The sequence below is a fragment of the Roseibium sp. genome (genome assembly GCF_048260565.1).
Lineage (GTDB): Bacteria > Pseudomonadota > Alphaproteobacteria > Rhizobiales > Stappiaceae > Roseibium.
In genome coordinates, this window is record NZ_JBLXGP010000003.1 from 349504 (window position 1) to 362897 (window position 13394).

General features: G+C 61.7%; 11 protein-coding genes. 8 read left to right on the forward strand and 3 right to left on the reverse strand.

Annotated elements, in window-relative coordinates:
- Positions 1-10: 10 nt before the first annotated feature.
- Positions 11-3595 carry a hydantoinase B/oxoprolinase family protein gene (locus ACN0SO_RS09840; protein WP_417677065.1) on the reverse strand — a complete coding sequence of 1195 codons (3585 nt, stop codon included), beginning with the start codon at positions 3593-3595 and terminating at the stop codon, positions 11-13.
- A 232-nt stretch (positions 3596-3827) separates the two neighbouring features.
- Between ACN0SO_RS09840 and ACN0SO_RS09845 the strand changes: the two genes are divergently transcribed.
- A complete protein-coding gene (locus ACN0SO_RS09845) occupies positions 3828-5069 on the forward strand; it encodes a glycosyltransferase family 87 protein (protein WP_417677067.1) in 1242 nt (413 codons plus the stop codon).
- Here ACN0SO_RS09845 and ACN0SO_RS09850 read toward each other — a convergent pair.
- Complete coding sequence (locus ACN0SO_RS09850) at positions 5066-5752, reverse strand: MBL fold metallo-hydrolase (RefSeq protein WP_417677069.1); 687 nt, start codon at positions 5750-5752, stop codon at positions 5066-5068. The genes ACN0SO_RS09845 and ACN0SO_RS09850 overlap by 4 nt on opposite strands.
- A gap of 201 nt (positions 5753-5953) precedes the next feature.
- On the opposite strand from ACN0SO_RS09850, the gene ACN0SO_RS09855 reads away from it, so the two are divergent.
- From ACN0SO_RS09855 to arsH, 7 genes are all read left to right on the forward strand, one after another.
- Complete coding sequence (locus ACN0SO_RS09855) at positions 5954-6949, forward strand: TRAP transporter substrate-binding protein (protein ID WP_417677071.1); 996 nt, start codon at positions 5954-5956, stop codon at positions 6947-6949.
- A 78-nt stretch (positions 6950-7027) separates the two neighbouring features.
- Positions 7028-7585 carry a TRAP transporter small permease gene (locus ACN0SO_RS09860; RefSeq protein WP_417677073.1) on the forward strand — a complete coding sequence of 186 codons (558 nt, stop codon included), beginning with the start codon at positions 7028-7030 and terminating at the stop codon, positions 7583-7585.
- A complete protein-coding gene (locus ACN0SO_RS09865) occupies positions 7585-8889 on the forward strand; it encodes a TRAP transporter large permease (protein ID WP_417677075.1) in 1305 nt (434 codons plus the stop codon). The genes ACN0SO_RS09860 and ACN0SO_RS09865 overlap by 1 nt, the downstream gene beginning before the upstream one ends.
- 58 nt (positions 8890-8947) lie before the next feature.
- On the forward strand, positions 8948-9481 hold the full coding sequence (locus ACN0SO_RS09870) for a winged helix DNA-binding protein (protein WP_417677077.1): 534 nt from the start codon (positions 8948-8950) through the stop codon (positions 9479-9481).
- A gap of 105 nt (positions 9482-9586) precedes the next feature.
- Positions 9587-9919: an ArsR/SmtB family transcription factor gene (locus ACN0SO_RS09875; protein WP_417677079.1), complete on the forward strand. Its 333-nt coding sequence runs from the start codon at positions 9587-9589 to the stop codon at positions 9917-9919.
- Between the two features lie 4 nt (positions 9920-9923).
- A complete protein-coding gene (gene arsC, locus ACN0SO_RS09880) occupies positions 9924-10328 on the forward strand; it encodes an arsenate reductase (glutaredoxin) (protein WP_417677081.1) in 405 nt (134 codons plus the stop codon).
- Positions 10325-11065 carry an arsenical resistance protein ArsH gene (gene arsH / locus ACN0SO_RS09885; protein ID WP_417677083.1) on the forward strand — a complete coding sequence of 247 codons (741 nt, stop codon included), beginning with the start codon at positions 10325-10327 and terminating at the stop codon, positions 11063-11065. Before arsC ends, arsH begins: the two co-directional genes overlap by 4 nt.
- Before the next feature lie 3 nt (positions 11066-11068).
- Here arsH and ACN0SO_RS09890 read toward each other — a convergent pair whose 3' ends face one another.
- Positions 11069-13255, reverse strand: coding sequence for a putative bifunctional diguanylate cyclase/phosphodiesterase (locus ACN0SO_RS09890; RefSeq protein ID WP_417677085.1), 2187 nt, complete (start codon positions 13253-13255; stop codon positions 11069-11071).
- Positions 13256-13394 lie beyond the last annotated feature (139 nt).

Consider the following 13394-nt stretch of genomic DNA (forward strand, 5'->3'; position numbering starts at 1 on the left):
CTGCTAAGGGTTAGGCCTTGCCCCATCCCCCGGACGTCGGAGTGATGACGGTAACGGCTTCGCCCGCTTCCAGGATGGTCTGGTCGCAACCCTCCAGGACCTCGACCTTGCCGTCCAGGCGGCGGACTTCGGTGCGGCCGAGTTCGCCGTCGCTGCCGCCTTCCAGACCCTTCGGGTGAATGGTGCGGTGGGAGGCGAGGATGGCGCAGTCCATCTTTTCCAGGAAACGCAGGGTGCGCCTGGTGCCGTCGCCTGCATGCCATTTGCCGGTTCCCCCTGACCCCTTGCGGATATGGAAATCCTCCAGAAGCACGGGGAAGCGGAACTCGAGCACTTCCGGATCGGTCAGGCGCGAGTTGGTCATGTGAACATGGACGCCGTCGGTACCGTTGAAACCGGGTCCGGCCGGCGAGCCGGAACAGATGGTTTCATAGTACTGGTAGGTATCGTTGCCGAAGGTCAGATTGTTCATGGTGCCCTGGCTGTTGGCCATGGCGCCGAGCGCGGCAAAAAGCGCGTTGGTGACGTGCTGCGAGGTTTCCACGTTGCCGGCTACAACGGCGGCCGGATAGGAGGGGCGCAGCATGCAGTCGTCCGGCAGGACGATGCGGATCGGCTTGAGGCAGCCGGCGTTCATCGGGATGTCGCCTTCCACCATCACGCGGAAGCAGTAGAGCACCGCGGCGCGGGTCACCGGTTCCGGCGCGTTGAAGTTGTTCGGCTTCACGCCGGAGGTGCCAGTGAAGTCGACGGTCGCCTCGCGGTTCGCCTTGTCAACGGTGATCTTCACCTTGATCACCGAGCCCTGGTCGGTCGGGTATTCGTACTCGCTGTCCTTAAGCGCCGAGATCACCCGGCGGACGCTTTCCTCCGCATTGTCCTGGACGTGGCCCATGTAGGCCTGGACCACGTCGAGGCCGAAGTGGGTGACCATTTTCCGCAACTCCTGGATGCCCTTTTCGTTCGCCGCGATCTGGGCGGAGAGGTCGGCGACGTTCTGGTGCGGATTGCGGGCCGGATAGGGGTGGTTGGTGAGCAGTTCCACCAGCTCCGCTTCGCGGAAATGGCCCTGATCGACGATCTTGAAATTGTCGAAGAGGACGCCTTCCTCGTCCACGGTCGTGGCGCGCGGGGTCATGGAGCCCGGCGCCGAACCGCCGACATCTGCATGGTGGCCGCGCGAGGCCGCCCAGAACAGGATCTCCTTGCCGTCATCGTCGAACACCGGCGAGACCACGGTGATGTCGGGCAGGTGGGTGCCGCCGTTATAGGGCGCGTTGAGCGCGAAAACGTCACCCGGCTTGATCTGCCCCTTGTTGAGCTTGATCACCGTTTCCACCGAGCGGTCCATGGAGCCCAGATGTACCGGCATGTGCGGTGCGTTGGCGACCAGGGCGCCATCATGGTCGAAGACCGCGCAGGAGAAGTCGAGCCGCTCCTTGATGTTCACCGAATAGGCGGTGTTCTGCAGGGTCACGCCCATCTGCTCGGCGATCGACATGAACAGGTTGTTGAACACCTCCAGCATGACCGGATCGGCATGGGTGCCGATGGCCTCGGCGCGTGCGAGCGGAACGACGCGGTTGAGGATCACGTGATCCTTGGCATTGATCTGCGCCTGCCAGCCGGGCTCGACCACGATGGTCGCGTGCGGTTCGATGATCAGGGCCGGACCGTCGACGGTCATGCCCGGTTTGAGCGCGTCGCGCTTGTAGATGCTGCCTTCGTGCCAGGCGCCGTCGGAGAAGAATTTCGTCGCCGTCGCCGCTGCGGGGATTTCTCCTGAGAGGCCCAGATCCGGTTCGGAAATGCCTGCGCCGCCGCCGAAGGTTTCCACCTCCAGCGCCTCGACCACGACCGGCTTTTCTTTATAGGCGAAGCCGAACTGCTTCCTGTGGGCTTCCTCGAAGGCGTAGCGCATGGCGTCGAGGCCTGCGAGATCGACCGGCAGCGGCGTGTCGCTGCCTTCGTAGCGCAGGTGCACGATGGCGCGCGTGTGCCGCGTATCCGGGCCGATCTCCTGGGACTGAAGCTCGGCTTCGGTGATCGCTGCAAGTTCGTCGCGCAGCTTGTCGAGTTCGGGCAGGAGGTTCTGTTCCAGGCGCTTGACAACCGCCTGCTGGCGGCTGGCGCTGATGTCGGCAAGGCCCATGCCGTAGGCGGACAGGATTCCGGAGAAGGGGTGCACGATCACCGTCGTCATGCCGAGCGTGTCCGCGACCATACAGCCGGTCTGGCCGCCGGCGCCGCCGAAGCAGGTCAGGGCATATTCGGTGACGTCATAGCCGCGCTGGACGGAGATCTTCTTGATGGCGTTGGCCATGTTTTCCACGGCGATCTTCAGGAAGCCGTCGGCGACGTCCTCGGCTGAGCGGCCGTCGCCGATCCTGTCCGCCAGTTCGGCGAACTTTGTTCTGACCGCGGTTTCGTCCAGCGGTTCGTCGCGGTTGGGACCGAAGATCTTCGGGAAGAATTCCGGGGCCAGCTTGCCGGTCATCAGGTTGGCGTCGGTGACCGTCAGCGGGCCGCCGCGGCGGTAACAGGCGGGGCCGGGGTTGGCGCCGGCGGAATCCGGGCCGACCTGGAAACGGCCGTCCTTGTAATGCAGGATCGAGCCGCCACCGGCCGCAACCGTGTGGATCATCATCATCGGCGCGCGCATGCGCACACCGGCGACTTCCGTTTCGAAAGCACGTTCGTAGTCGCCGTCGTAATGGCAGACGTCGGTCGAGGTGCCGCCCATGTCGAAGCCGATGATCCTGTCGAAGCCGGCCATCTTGGAGGTCTCGACCGCGCCGACGACGCCGCCGGCCGGGCCGGAGAGGATCGCGTCCTTGCCCTGGAACAGGTCGGCGGCGGTCAGGCCGCCGGACGACTGCATGAACATCAGCCGCGGACCTTCGCCGAGTTCCTCCTGCACCTGGTTCACGTAGCGGCGCAGGATCGGCGACAGATAGGCGTCGACAACGGTGGTGTCGCCACGGCCGACCAGTTTCATCAGCGGGGACACTTCATGGGAAACAGAAATCTGCGGAAAGCCGATCTCCCGGGCGAGTGCCGCGAGCTTCACCTCGTGGTCCGGAAAGGCGTAGGCATGCATCAAGACGATGGCGATGGAGCGGATGCCGTCGTCATAGGCCGCCTGCAGGGCTTTCTTTGCGCCATCGGCGTCGAGCGGGCTTTCCAGGGAGCCGTCGGCACGCACACGCTCGTCGATCTCGTAGACCTGCTCGTAAAGCAGTTCCGGCTTGATGATCTCCTTGGCGAAGATGTCGGGCCGGGCCTGATAGCCGATCTCCAGCGCGTCTCGGAAACCCTTGGTGATGAACAGCGCGGTGCGCTCGCCCTTGCGTTCCAGCAGCGCGTTGGTGGCAACCGTGGTGCCCATCTTGACGGTGGCGATCCGGTCCGATGGAATCGCAGCCCCGGTTTCGATGCCCATAAGCTCGCGGATCCCCTGGATGGCGGCATCGCGGTAGGCTTCAGGATTCTCGGACAGCACCTTGTGGGGGTGAATGCTGCCGTCCGGCGCGCGGCCGACGATATCGGTGAAGGTGCCGCCGCGATCGATCCAGAAATCCCATTTGGCCGTCATGTTCTTACCCTCTTTTGATTGTCGTCGTCCCGTCGGCTTGGCTACCGCAATTCCGTGCGCCGTTTCAAATCACGCCTGCCACAACCAGCCTCGGTTTGATCATACGTTTACATTTTATCGATAAATTGTCGATGAAAAAATGTCGAGGCGATCGATTTCCGCCTGTTTAGCCGATTTTAAAGCGATCGCCGTATAGCTGGACGCCTCAATTGATGATCGGGACATGCCGGCGATGGCGCAGACTGAAACTGAAAGTCCGGCAGACCGGACCGGCGTCCTGGATCGGATCGACGGTGTTCTCGGTTCCAGGCCTTTGCTTGAAGGTGTCGCCGTTTTCTTACTGTTTGTGTATGCGGCCCGGATCGGTATCGAGCTCGCAAACCGGCCGCTGGGAATTTCGAACACTTTCTTCAGCGACTTTATCGCCTTCTGGAGCGGTTCCCATTTCGCCCTGCAGGGCGATTTCCTCACGCCCTACGATTTCAACGCCTTTGTCGACTTCCAGAAGGAGCTGTTCGGCAAGACCGGTCTCGGGTTCTTCAATCCGCCCACCTGGTATCTCTATATCTTCCCGTTTGCGCTCGTCCCCTATCCGGTGGCGGCGGTCGCCTTTCAGGTGTTTGGTCTGGCACTGTTGGCCTATGTCTGCGCGCTGCTTGCCAAGCGCCGTCAGGCGGGCTGGATGGCGCTTGTCTTTCCGGGGGTGCTTTTCTGCGTCCTTTACGGCCAGAACGGTATCCTGAATGCGGTCCTGATCGGCGGCGCGATCGTGGCCCTTGAGAAAGGGCGTCCGCTGCTGGCCGGTGTCCTGATCGGGCTTCTGGCCTACAAGCCGCATATGGGGCTGCTCATTCCCTTTGCCCTGCTGGCGGGGCGGGAATACAGGGCCTTCCTCTCAGCCGCCCTGACCAGTGTCGGGATTGCGCTGCTTAGTGTGCTTCTTTTCGGGCTGGAACCCTGGTTCGCGTTTCTGGCGAGCATGGATTTCGTCAAGAGCTGCCTGCTTGAGGCTTGTGTTCCCATGCAGAAATACGCCTCGCCCTACGGCTTTTTAAGGCAGTTCGGGGTCACAGCCCAGATTGCGATGGGGGTTCAGGTCGTTGTTGCCGGCAGTGTTCTCCTCTCGGTCGTCTGGGCCTGGTCCCGTCCGGTGCCGATGGCGCTGAAAGGCGCGCTGCTGGTGGCAGGTGCGGGTGTCGCATCGCCCTATTTCCTCGACTATGACACGGCCCTGCTGGTCGTGCCGCTGGTGCTGATAACCCGGCTCGGGATGGAAGGCGGGTTCCTGCGCTATGAGCGGGTGTCGCTGTTTGCCGTGACCGTCGCGATGTTCGTCAGCCGGGGGTACGGCGTGGTCGTCCCGGTCTCGCTGATCGCGCTCGCCCCGGCCGGTTTCTTCGTCATCGCCTTGCGCCGGGTCTTTGCGACCTGCAGCGAATCCGCTTCCAGATTGCCTCAGAGCCAGACCGCTTAACGGATCAGGAGCGGCATTTCCTGGATATCGCTCCAGGTGAGATTGCCGGTCTCGTCCTTGTAGAGGGTCGGGTGATGGCCAGGCACAATCACCTTGCCGCGGCGCAGGACTTCCTGAATTGCAGCCTTGCCGCGCTTCTGCGGATCGATCTCCATGTCCGGAATGCCGGAAAGGGCCTCGCGGGCGGTCTTCAATGCGTCTGCTGCCAGCACGACGGGACCGTCCTTAGCGGCAAGCTCAAGCGAGATATGCCCCGGCGCATGGCCGGGGGTCGGGAAGGCGGTGACGCCGGGCAGGATTTCCGCCTCGCCATCGATCAGCTGAACGTCGCGGTCTGAAAGCAGGGCGGGCAGATAGCGCGGCGTCGCCGGATCGTCCTCAAACGGTGTTTCGACATAGTCGCGTTCGTCGCGGCTCATCAGGATCGGGGCTTTCGGGAACAGGTCCAGGTTCAGGACGTGGTCGAAATGTCCGTGGGAGAAGATCAGGAGGTCGATGTCATCCAGGGCGAGGTCCAGCCGTGCAAGCTGTTCGCGCAGTAGACGGCGCGTGGTGCCATGGCCGCAATCGAACAGCGCCCGCTTGCCGCCGGCTTCCACAAGCACAATGGAAGAGATGCCGAAGAATCCGCCTTCGAAGGCGAGGCTCGAGCCCGGGACCAGGATTTCGTATCGGACGGTCATGGCTTCTTCTCCCCCGTGCATCGATTATCGTATTCAAGAATAATGCAAACAATTACAATTTGTCGATAAATTGTTGATATTTCTTTCCTCTGCGTCTAGCCTGTCATCTGGACTTGGTTTTGCCCTCTTGTCAAAGCGACGGGAAGGGTTGGCCGGGTCACCGAACGAGGACAAAAGTCCCGCTTCCAAGAGGAGAGTAATATGCTGCTTTCACGTCATCTTTCGAAGGCAGGCGTTCGCCTTGCCGCTGCCGCCGTTATCGGTCTGTCGGGTCTTGCTTCCGCTTCCGCGCAGACGAAGTGGGACATGCCGACGCCTTATGGCGACAGCAACTTCCATACGGTCAATATCGCCGAATTCGCCAAGGACGTCTCCGACAAGACCGGCGGTTCGCTGACCATTCAGATCCATTCCGCTGGTTCGCTGTTCAAGCATCCGGAAATCAAGAACGCGGTCCGCAAGGGCCTGGCGCCGATCGGCGAAGTGCTGGTGTCGCGCCTGTCGAACGAAGACCCGGTCTTCGGCGTGGACTCCGTGCCGTTCGTGGCAACGTCCTATGACGATGCCTTCAAGCTCTACCAGGCGTCCAAGCCGTTCCTGGAAAAGAAGCTCGGCGAGCAGGGGCTGCAGTTGCTCTTCGCCGTGCCGTGGCCGCCGCAGGGCATCTATGCCAAGAAGGACATCAACACCATCGACGACCTGAAGGGTCTGAAGTTCCGCGCCTATAACGCGTCGACCGAACGGATCGCCCAGCTGGCCGGCGCCGTGCCGACCCAGGTGGAAGTGCCGGACCTGCCGACCGCCTTCTCCACCGGCCGTGTCGAAGCGATGATCACCTCGCCGTCGACGGGTGCGAACTCCAAGGCCTGGGACTACCTGGACCATTACTACGATGCCCAGGCCTGGTTGCCGAAGAACATGGTTTTCGTGAACAAGAAGGCTTTTGACGGCCTCAGCGACGCTGAAAAGGCAGCTGTCATGGAAGCCGCCGCCACCGCGGAAACCCGCGGCTGGGAAGCCTCCAAGGCGGAAACCGCCGAAAAGACCCAGATGCTGAAGGACAACGGCATCACGGTTGCCGCTCCCTCCGAGGCGCTGCAGGCATCCTTGAAGGAAATCGGTGCGACCATGGTTGTCGAATGGCAGGACAGCGCCGGTGACGATGGCAAGGCGATCATCGAAGCCTTTTCCAAGTAAGCGATCCTATGAAAGAGCCGGGCAATGCGCCCGGCTCTTGTCTTTTTATGGTTCCTGTCTGCGCGGGAGACCCTGCCTATGCGCGCCTTTCTCAACGGGCTTTACCGTCTGGCCGGCGGACTGGCCGCTGCCTGTCTCGTAACGATTGCCAGTCTTGTCGTGATCCAGGTGTCCTGCCGGCTCATCGACGGGTTTCGAAAGCTGATCGGCTTTGAGCCGCTCGGCCTACTGGTTCCCTCTCTTGCTGAAATCGCCGGGTTCCTGCTGGTCGGCGCCTCGTTCCTGGCGCTCGCCTCCACGCTGCGCATGGGCGACCACATTCGGGTTTCCATCCTGTTGCAGCATGTGTCGGCCCCGGTCGCGAAGGCTTTTGAGGTCTGGTGTCTCGGTGTGGCGCTGGTGCTTGTCGGGTTCTTCACCTGGCATGCGGGCTGGATGGTGAATGACAGCTACCTCTATAACGAGGTTTCCTTCGGCATTATTCCCGTTCCGTTGTGGATCCCCCAACTGGTGATGACGACGGGTCTAGCCGTTTTCGCGATCTCTATCCTGGATGATTTTCTGAGCGCGTTGCAGGGCCGACCGGTCAGCTATCAGGCGCCCGACCGCAGCGATGCGATCGAGGGAGTGGAATAATGGATCTCTCCCTCATCGCCCTGTGCCTGGGACTGGGCATGCTGGCGGCGCTTGCCACCGGTATCTGGGTCGCCGTCGCGCTCTTCGGTGTCGCGCTGATCGCCATGATGCTTCTGGTGTCGGCTCCGGCCGGTCCGGTGCTGGCTACCACCGTCTGGGGGGCGGCCAATTCCTGGGACCTGACCGCCCTGCCGATGTTCATCTGGATGGGTGAGATCCTGTTCCGTTCGCGCCTGTCGGAGGATATGTTCGCCGGCCTGTCGCCGTGGATGCGCAATCTTCCCGGACGGCTGCTGCACGTGAATATCCTGGGCTGCGGGATCTTCGCCGCGGTCTCCGGCTCGTCGGCCGCGACCACCGCCACCATCGGCAAGATGTCCCTGCCGGAACTGAAGCAGCGCGGCTATGACGAACGGATGGCGATTGGAACGCTGGCCGGATCCGGAACGCTCGGTCTCCTGATCCCGCCGTCGATCATCCTGATCGTCTACGGGGCCGCCACCGAGCAGTCGATTGCTCGTCTGTTCATTGCAGGCGTCATTCCGGGCGCCATGCTCTGCGTGCTGTTCATGGGCTACGTCGCGATCTGGGCCACCCTCAATGCATCGAAGATGCCGGGAAAGGAGCCACAGATCCCATTCTGGGACCGGGTCAAGGCCACCCGCCGCCTGTTTCCGGTGATTGCCTTGATCGCGGGTGTGATCGGCTCGATTTATGCGGGCCTCGCCGCGCCGACCGAAGCGGCAGCCATTGGTGTGGTCCTTTCGCTTCTTCTGTCCTGGGCTTCCGGTACATTGACGAAGAAGAGCTTCACCGATGCCCTGATGGGGGCGACGCGAACGTCCTGCATGATTGCCTTCATCCTGGCGGGTGCAGCCTTCCTGACCGTCGCCATGGGCTTTACCGGTATCCCGCGGGAACTGGCCGGCTGGATCGGTTCTCTCGGCCTGTCGCCGCTGCAACTGCTGGCCGCGCTCACCGTGTTCTTCATCGTGCTCGGCTGTTTCCTGGACGGGATTTCGGTCGTCGTGCTGACCACGTCGGTGATCCTGCCCATGGTCGAACAGGCCGGTCTCGATCTCATCTGGTTCGGCATCTATCTGGTCCTGGTCGTGGAAATGAGCCAGATCACGCCGCCGGTAGGCTTCAACCTGTTCGTGCTGCAGGGCATGACCGGCCACAACATCTTCAAGGTTGCGCGAATGGCCCTGCCGTTCTTCCTGCTCATGATCCTGGCGGTCGTGCTGATCGTGATCTTCCCCGAGCTGGCCCTGTGGTTGCCCCAGAACATGATGTCGCATTAGAAGGGGCGCGAAGAAGCCAGCCGGTTGCGCGGCGGTTGGGAGGACAAGGAAAATGCCAATGAGTGACAAGACACCGGATCAGCCCACAAGCATTGGCCCTGTGGTGTCGTCTGCCCATCTGGCTTCCGGCGCCATGCCGGCGTTGTCGGAAGTCGAGTTCGCCGTAACCATGATGGTCAACGCCTATCACCGCTGGATGGTGCGCTGCATGGCGGCTTCGGGCACCGAAGGCATGAGCCCGCTCGATGTGCTTGTCTTGCATACGATCAATCACCGCGGCCGCCCGAAGACGCTGTCCGATATCTGCCTCGTTCTGAATATCGAAGACACGCACACGGTGACCTATGCCATGAAGAAGCTGGAGAAGGCGGGTCTCATTACCTCCGGCCGACGGGGCAAGGAAAAGACGGCCAAGATCACGGAAAGCGGCGAAACCGCCTGCCTGGAATACCGTCGCCTGCGCGAAGCGATCTTGATCAAGCCGATGAAGGCACTGGGGCTCGACGAGAACGAACTGTCCCGGCTTGCCGCGACCCTGCGTCTGGTTTCAGGCAATTATGACCAGGCCGCACGCGCCGCCGCCGCCATGTGATGACTGACAATCGGATTATGGCGCATTCCGGCAAACACCGGATGAATGTGGCGCGGTGTCAAATTGGCCGATTGAATATTACAAATATTCTTGTAATGTCGAAATATGAAGGATGACGCCGCCATTGCCGCGCTTGCGGCCCTTGCCCAGGAAGACCGGCTCGCGGCCTTCCGGCTGCTGGTGAGGGCAGGGCCGGAGGGCATGGCATCGGGTGATATCGCCGACACGTTGTCGGTCGCACCGACGCGGATGTCCTTCCATCTTTCGGCGCTCGAACGCAGCGGGCTGGTGGCGTCCCGACGCGAGGGGCGCCGGATCTATTATGTGGTTTGTTTCGACCGGATGCGCGGTCTGCTCGGCTTCCTGACGGAGGATTGCTGCGGCGGCAGACCGGAAATTTGCGGCGTCGAGGCGCCGGCCAACACAGAAGGCTTATGAGCACATGACAATGACCATCTATCACAACCCGAAATGCGGCACCTCGCGCAACACGCTGGAGATGATCCGCAAGGCGGGCGTCGAGCCGACCGTGATCGAGTATCTGAAGACGCCGCCGAGCCGGGACGAGTTGGTCAGCCTGATCGAGCGCATGGGTCTGCCGGTGCGCGATGTGCTGCGCCAGAAGGGGACGCCTTACGACGAACTGGGGCTCGGCGAAGACAAGTGGTCGGATGACGAGCTGATCGATTTCATGATGGAGCATCCGATCCTGATCAACCGGCCGATCGTGGTCTCCGAGAAGGGCGTGCGCCTGTGCCGGCCGTCCGAAACGGTTCTGGACCTTCTGCCGCGGGACATCGGAGACTTCGTCAAGGAGGACGGTGAGGTGGTGAAGAAGGGCGCGTGACGGTGACGACAGAAAAGCCTGACTGTTCCGACCTTCCCAACATCGCCGTCGAACACTTCCGGCCCATCGACCGGCAGAAGCTGGAAACACCTGAAGACCTGATCCATCCGCCGCGGATCCTGCTGCTCTACGGCTCCCTGCGCGAGCGGTCCTACAGCCGGTTTCTCGTCCAGGAAGCTGCGCGGTTGCTTCAGACTTTCGGCGCGGAGACACGGATTTTCGATCCGTCCGGTCTGCCGCTGCCGGACGATACCGGGCCGGAGCACCCCAAGGTGCAGGAACTCCGTGACCTGAGCGCCTGGTCGGAAGCCCAGGTGTGGTGTTCGCCGGAACGTCACGGGGCCATGACCGGTATCATGAAGACCCAGATCGACTGGATTCCGCTCAGCATCGGCGCCGTTCGCCCGACCCAGGGGAAGGTTCTGGCGCTGATGCAGGTCTCCGGCGGCTCCCAGTCTTTCAATGCGCTCAACCAGATGCGGGTGCTCGGCCGCTGGATGCGCATGGTCACGATCCCGAACCAGTCATCCGTGCCGAAGGCGTTCCAGCAGTTCGACGAGGACGGACGGATGATACCGTCCGGGCTCTATGACCGGGTGGTCGACGTCATGGAAGAACTGATGAAGTTCACGCTGCTCCTGCGTGGCCGGAAGGACTATCTGGTCGACCGCTATTCGGAGCGCAAGGAAACCGGTGAGGACCTGATTGCGCGGGTCAACCGGTCTTCGTCAGGCTGAGTCTCAGCCCGTCGCGCTGAAGGGAGACGGAGGCTGCACGTTCTGCTCTTCGTCCTCTGCCTCGATCCTGGCATCGGCCAGTTCTTCCGCTGCCTGCGCGATGCTGGCGTGTGCCCTGGTATGAGCCATCGCCGGCCGCGGGTCGTTGCGTGCCATGAAGTTGGCATGCGCTTCCACCGATCCCGGTCGGCCGAAGAGATAGCCCTGAACGAGGTTGCAGCCGGCCGCGCGCAACAGGGTGACCTGCTCCTGGTTTTCCACACCTTCGGCAGTGATCACGACATCGAGGGAGCGGCCGAGGCCTATGATCGAGGTGACGATTGCGTCGGTGCCGACGTCCTTGCCGAGATTACGGATGAAGGACCGGTCGATCTTGATCTTGTCGAAGGGGAAACGGCTCAGGTAGCTCAGCGATGAATAGCCGGTGCCGAAATCGTCCATGGCGATCGAGACGCCCATATTTCGGATTTCGTTCAGGGTTTCGACGACGGCGTCGGTATTCGAAATCAGCAGGCTTTCCGTGATCTCGATTTCCAGGCGTGACGGATCGAGCCCGGAAACCCGCAGAGCGCGTGCTACCTTTTTGTGGGTCTCTCCGGCCATGAACTGGGCGGCGGAAACGTTGACCGCGACCCGAAGGTTTTTGTCGGGCCAGCCTGCCGCTTCCTGGCAGGCGCGCGACAGCACCCAATCGCCGATGGCTTCGATCAGGCCGCTGTCTTCGGCAACCGGAATAAAGACATCGGGCGGAATCGACCCCTTGGTCGGATGTTCCCAGCGGATGAGCGACTCGTAGGCCTTGAGTTGGTTGTCCGCCAGCGAATACTGCGGCTGGAACAGGAGCTCGAACTGATCGAACTTCAGGGCCTTCACCAGGCCGGCCTCGATTTCCTTGCGCTTCAACGCATCGGCGTCCATCTCCGGCGTGTACCAGGCAAAGGTCGAGCGTCCGGAATGCTTCGCTCGGTAAAGGGCAAGGTCGGCGCAGTGAAGCAGGCGGGAAGACCGCCAGTTGCCGTCGCTCGCCCGGGCAATGCCGATCGACAGGGAGATCTTGATTTCCTTGCCGTCGATGACGCACGGGTGCTTCGTTGCGGCCAGCATGTCGGAGGCGAGCTTGGTCAGCCGGGCCACGTCGGAAACCGATTGGACCATGACGGCGAATTCGTCGCCGGAGAGGCGGGCCACCAGATGGTCGCCGAAGACGGAGCGAAGGCGGTCGGCGATGATCTGGAGGAAGATATCGCCGGTCCCGTGGCCGTAGGTGTCGTTGATTTCCTTGAACTTGTCGACGTCGATCAGCATGACGCCCATGTTGCTGGCCTTGGCATGGGCCAGACGCAGGGATTCGTTCAGGCGCGCATTGAAGACCGCCCGGTTCGGCAACCCGGTCAGGGCATCGTGGTGGGCCAGGAACTCGATGTCGCGGTTGGTCTTTACCTGATCGTGGAAGCGCATCCATAACAGGAAGGCGGCGAACAGGAACGACGCCAGGCACAGGGCCGCGATGATGCCGCTGCTGATCAGGGTAATGATCGACAGGCTTTCAATCCGCTTGGTGTTGTCCAGGAGGACCACCAGAGCGCCGCGGACCATCCCTTCCGCATCCTGCTGCGGGAAAATCAGGAAAGATGCCGCTTCGACCTTGCCCCACCAGGTCATTTCAACGTCAGTGTATGGGGCGGTTTTCAGCTCTACCTGATCAAGCGCCAATTGCAGACCGAGCGCCCGTCCGTCAAAGATCTCCGGATCGGTATCCTTCGCGAAGACCGCGGCGAGACGATCGGCGAAACGCGGTCCCTGATTGATATCGGAGAGCGAGACGAAGCGATTGGCAACGACTTCGGACGGCTGCAGCGTTGCAGACATGAAGGAGAAAAGCTGTTCGGACATCTGCAGATCCGGAATCCGGATCGGCTTGTCGGTTTTCGCGGTCGTGCCGGTTTCCGTCTTGAGGCGGAGCCCCGCGCCCGTCTGCGCGTTTTCCGGAAGCATGGAGTAGAAGTCGTCCGTCAGCCCGGCCGAGACCACAGCCGGGGGAACGTGCTCGGCCGTCTGTTCGATGTTTCGAACCAGCAACCAATGGGTCAGCAGGCGGTTGCTTGCATAGACACCAAACGCAAGCAGCAGAACCAGCGCCATTGTGACGCTGAAAACGACTGTGCTGCTTCTGGCGGAGCCATTCTTCATTTATTCGAAAACTCTGTAAAACTACCAATCGCCGACAAGCTACAACGGATAGGTTTAGCCATCGTGAATCCCTGCAGATTCCCTTGCCTCGACGAATCGGATTTTTAAAAGGTTTGAAACCGACCTTGCCGGAATGCCA

What these genes read in the sequence shown, in the direction of transcription:
- ACN0SO_RS09840 (WP_417677065.1), bottom strand. Translation starts at nt 3,595, where the DNA reads ATGACGGCCAAATGGGATTTCTGGATCGATCGCGGCGGCACCTTCACC.
- ACN0SO_RS09845 (WP_417677067.1), top strand. Translation starts at nt 3,828, where the DNA reads ATGGCGCAGACTGAAACTGAAAGTCCGGCAGACCGGACCGGCGTCCTG.
- ACN0SO_RS09850 (WP_417677069.1), bottom strand. Translation starts at nt 5,752, where the DNA reads ATGACCGTCCGATACGAAATCCTGGTCCCGGGCTCGAGCCTCGCCTTC.
- ACN0SO_RS09855 (WP_417677071.1), top strand. Translation starts at nt 5,954, where the DNA reads ATGCTGCTTTCACGTCATCTTTCGAAGGCAGGCGTTCGCCTTGCCGCT.
- ACN0SO_RS09860 (WP_417677073.1), top strand. Translation starts at nt 7,028, where the DNA reads ATGCGCGCCTTTCTCAACGGGCTTTACCGTCTGGCCGGCGGACTGGCC.
- ACN0SO_RS09865 (WP_417677075.1), top strand. Translation starts at nt 7,585, where the DNA reads ATGGATCTCTCCCTCATCGCCCTGTGCCTGGGACTGGGCATGCTGGCG.
- ACN0SO_RS09870 (WP_417677077.1), top strand. Translation starts at nt 8,948, where the DNA reads ATGAGTGACAAGACACCGGATCAGCCCACAAGCATTGGCCCTGTGGTG.
- ACN0SO_RS09875 (WP_417677079.1), top strand. Translation starts at nt 9,587, where the DNA reads ATGAAGGATGACGCCGCCATTGCCGCGCTTGCGGCCCTTGCCCAGGAA.
- arsC (WP_417677081.1), top strand. Translation starts at nt 9,924, where the DNA reads ATGACAATGACCATCTATCACAACCCGAAATGCGGCACCTCGCGCAAC.
- ACN0SO_RS09890 (WP_417677085.1), bottom strand. Translation starts at nt 13,255, where the DNA reads ATGAAGAATGGCTCCGCCAGAAGCAGCACAGTCGTTTTCAGCGTCACA.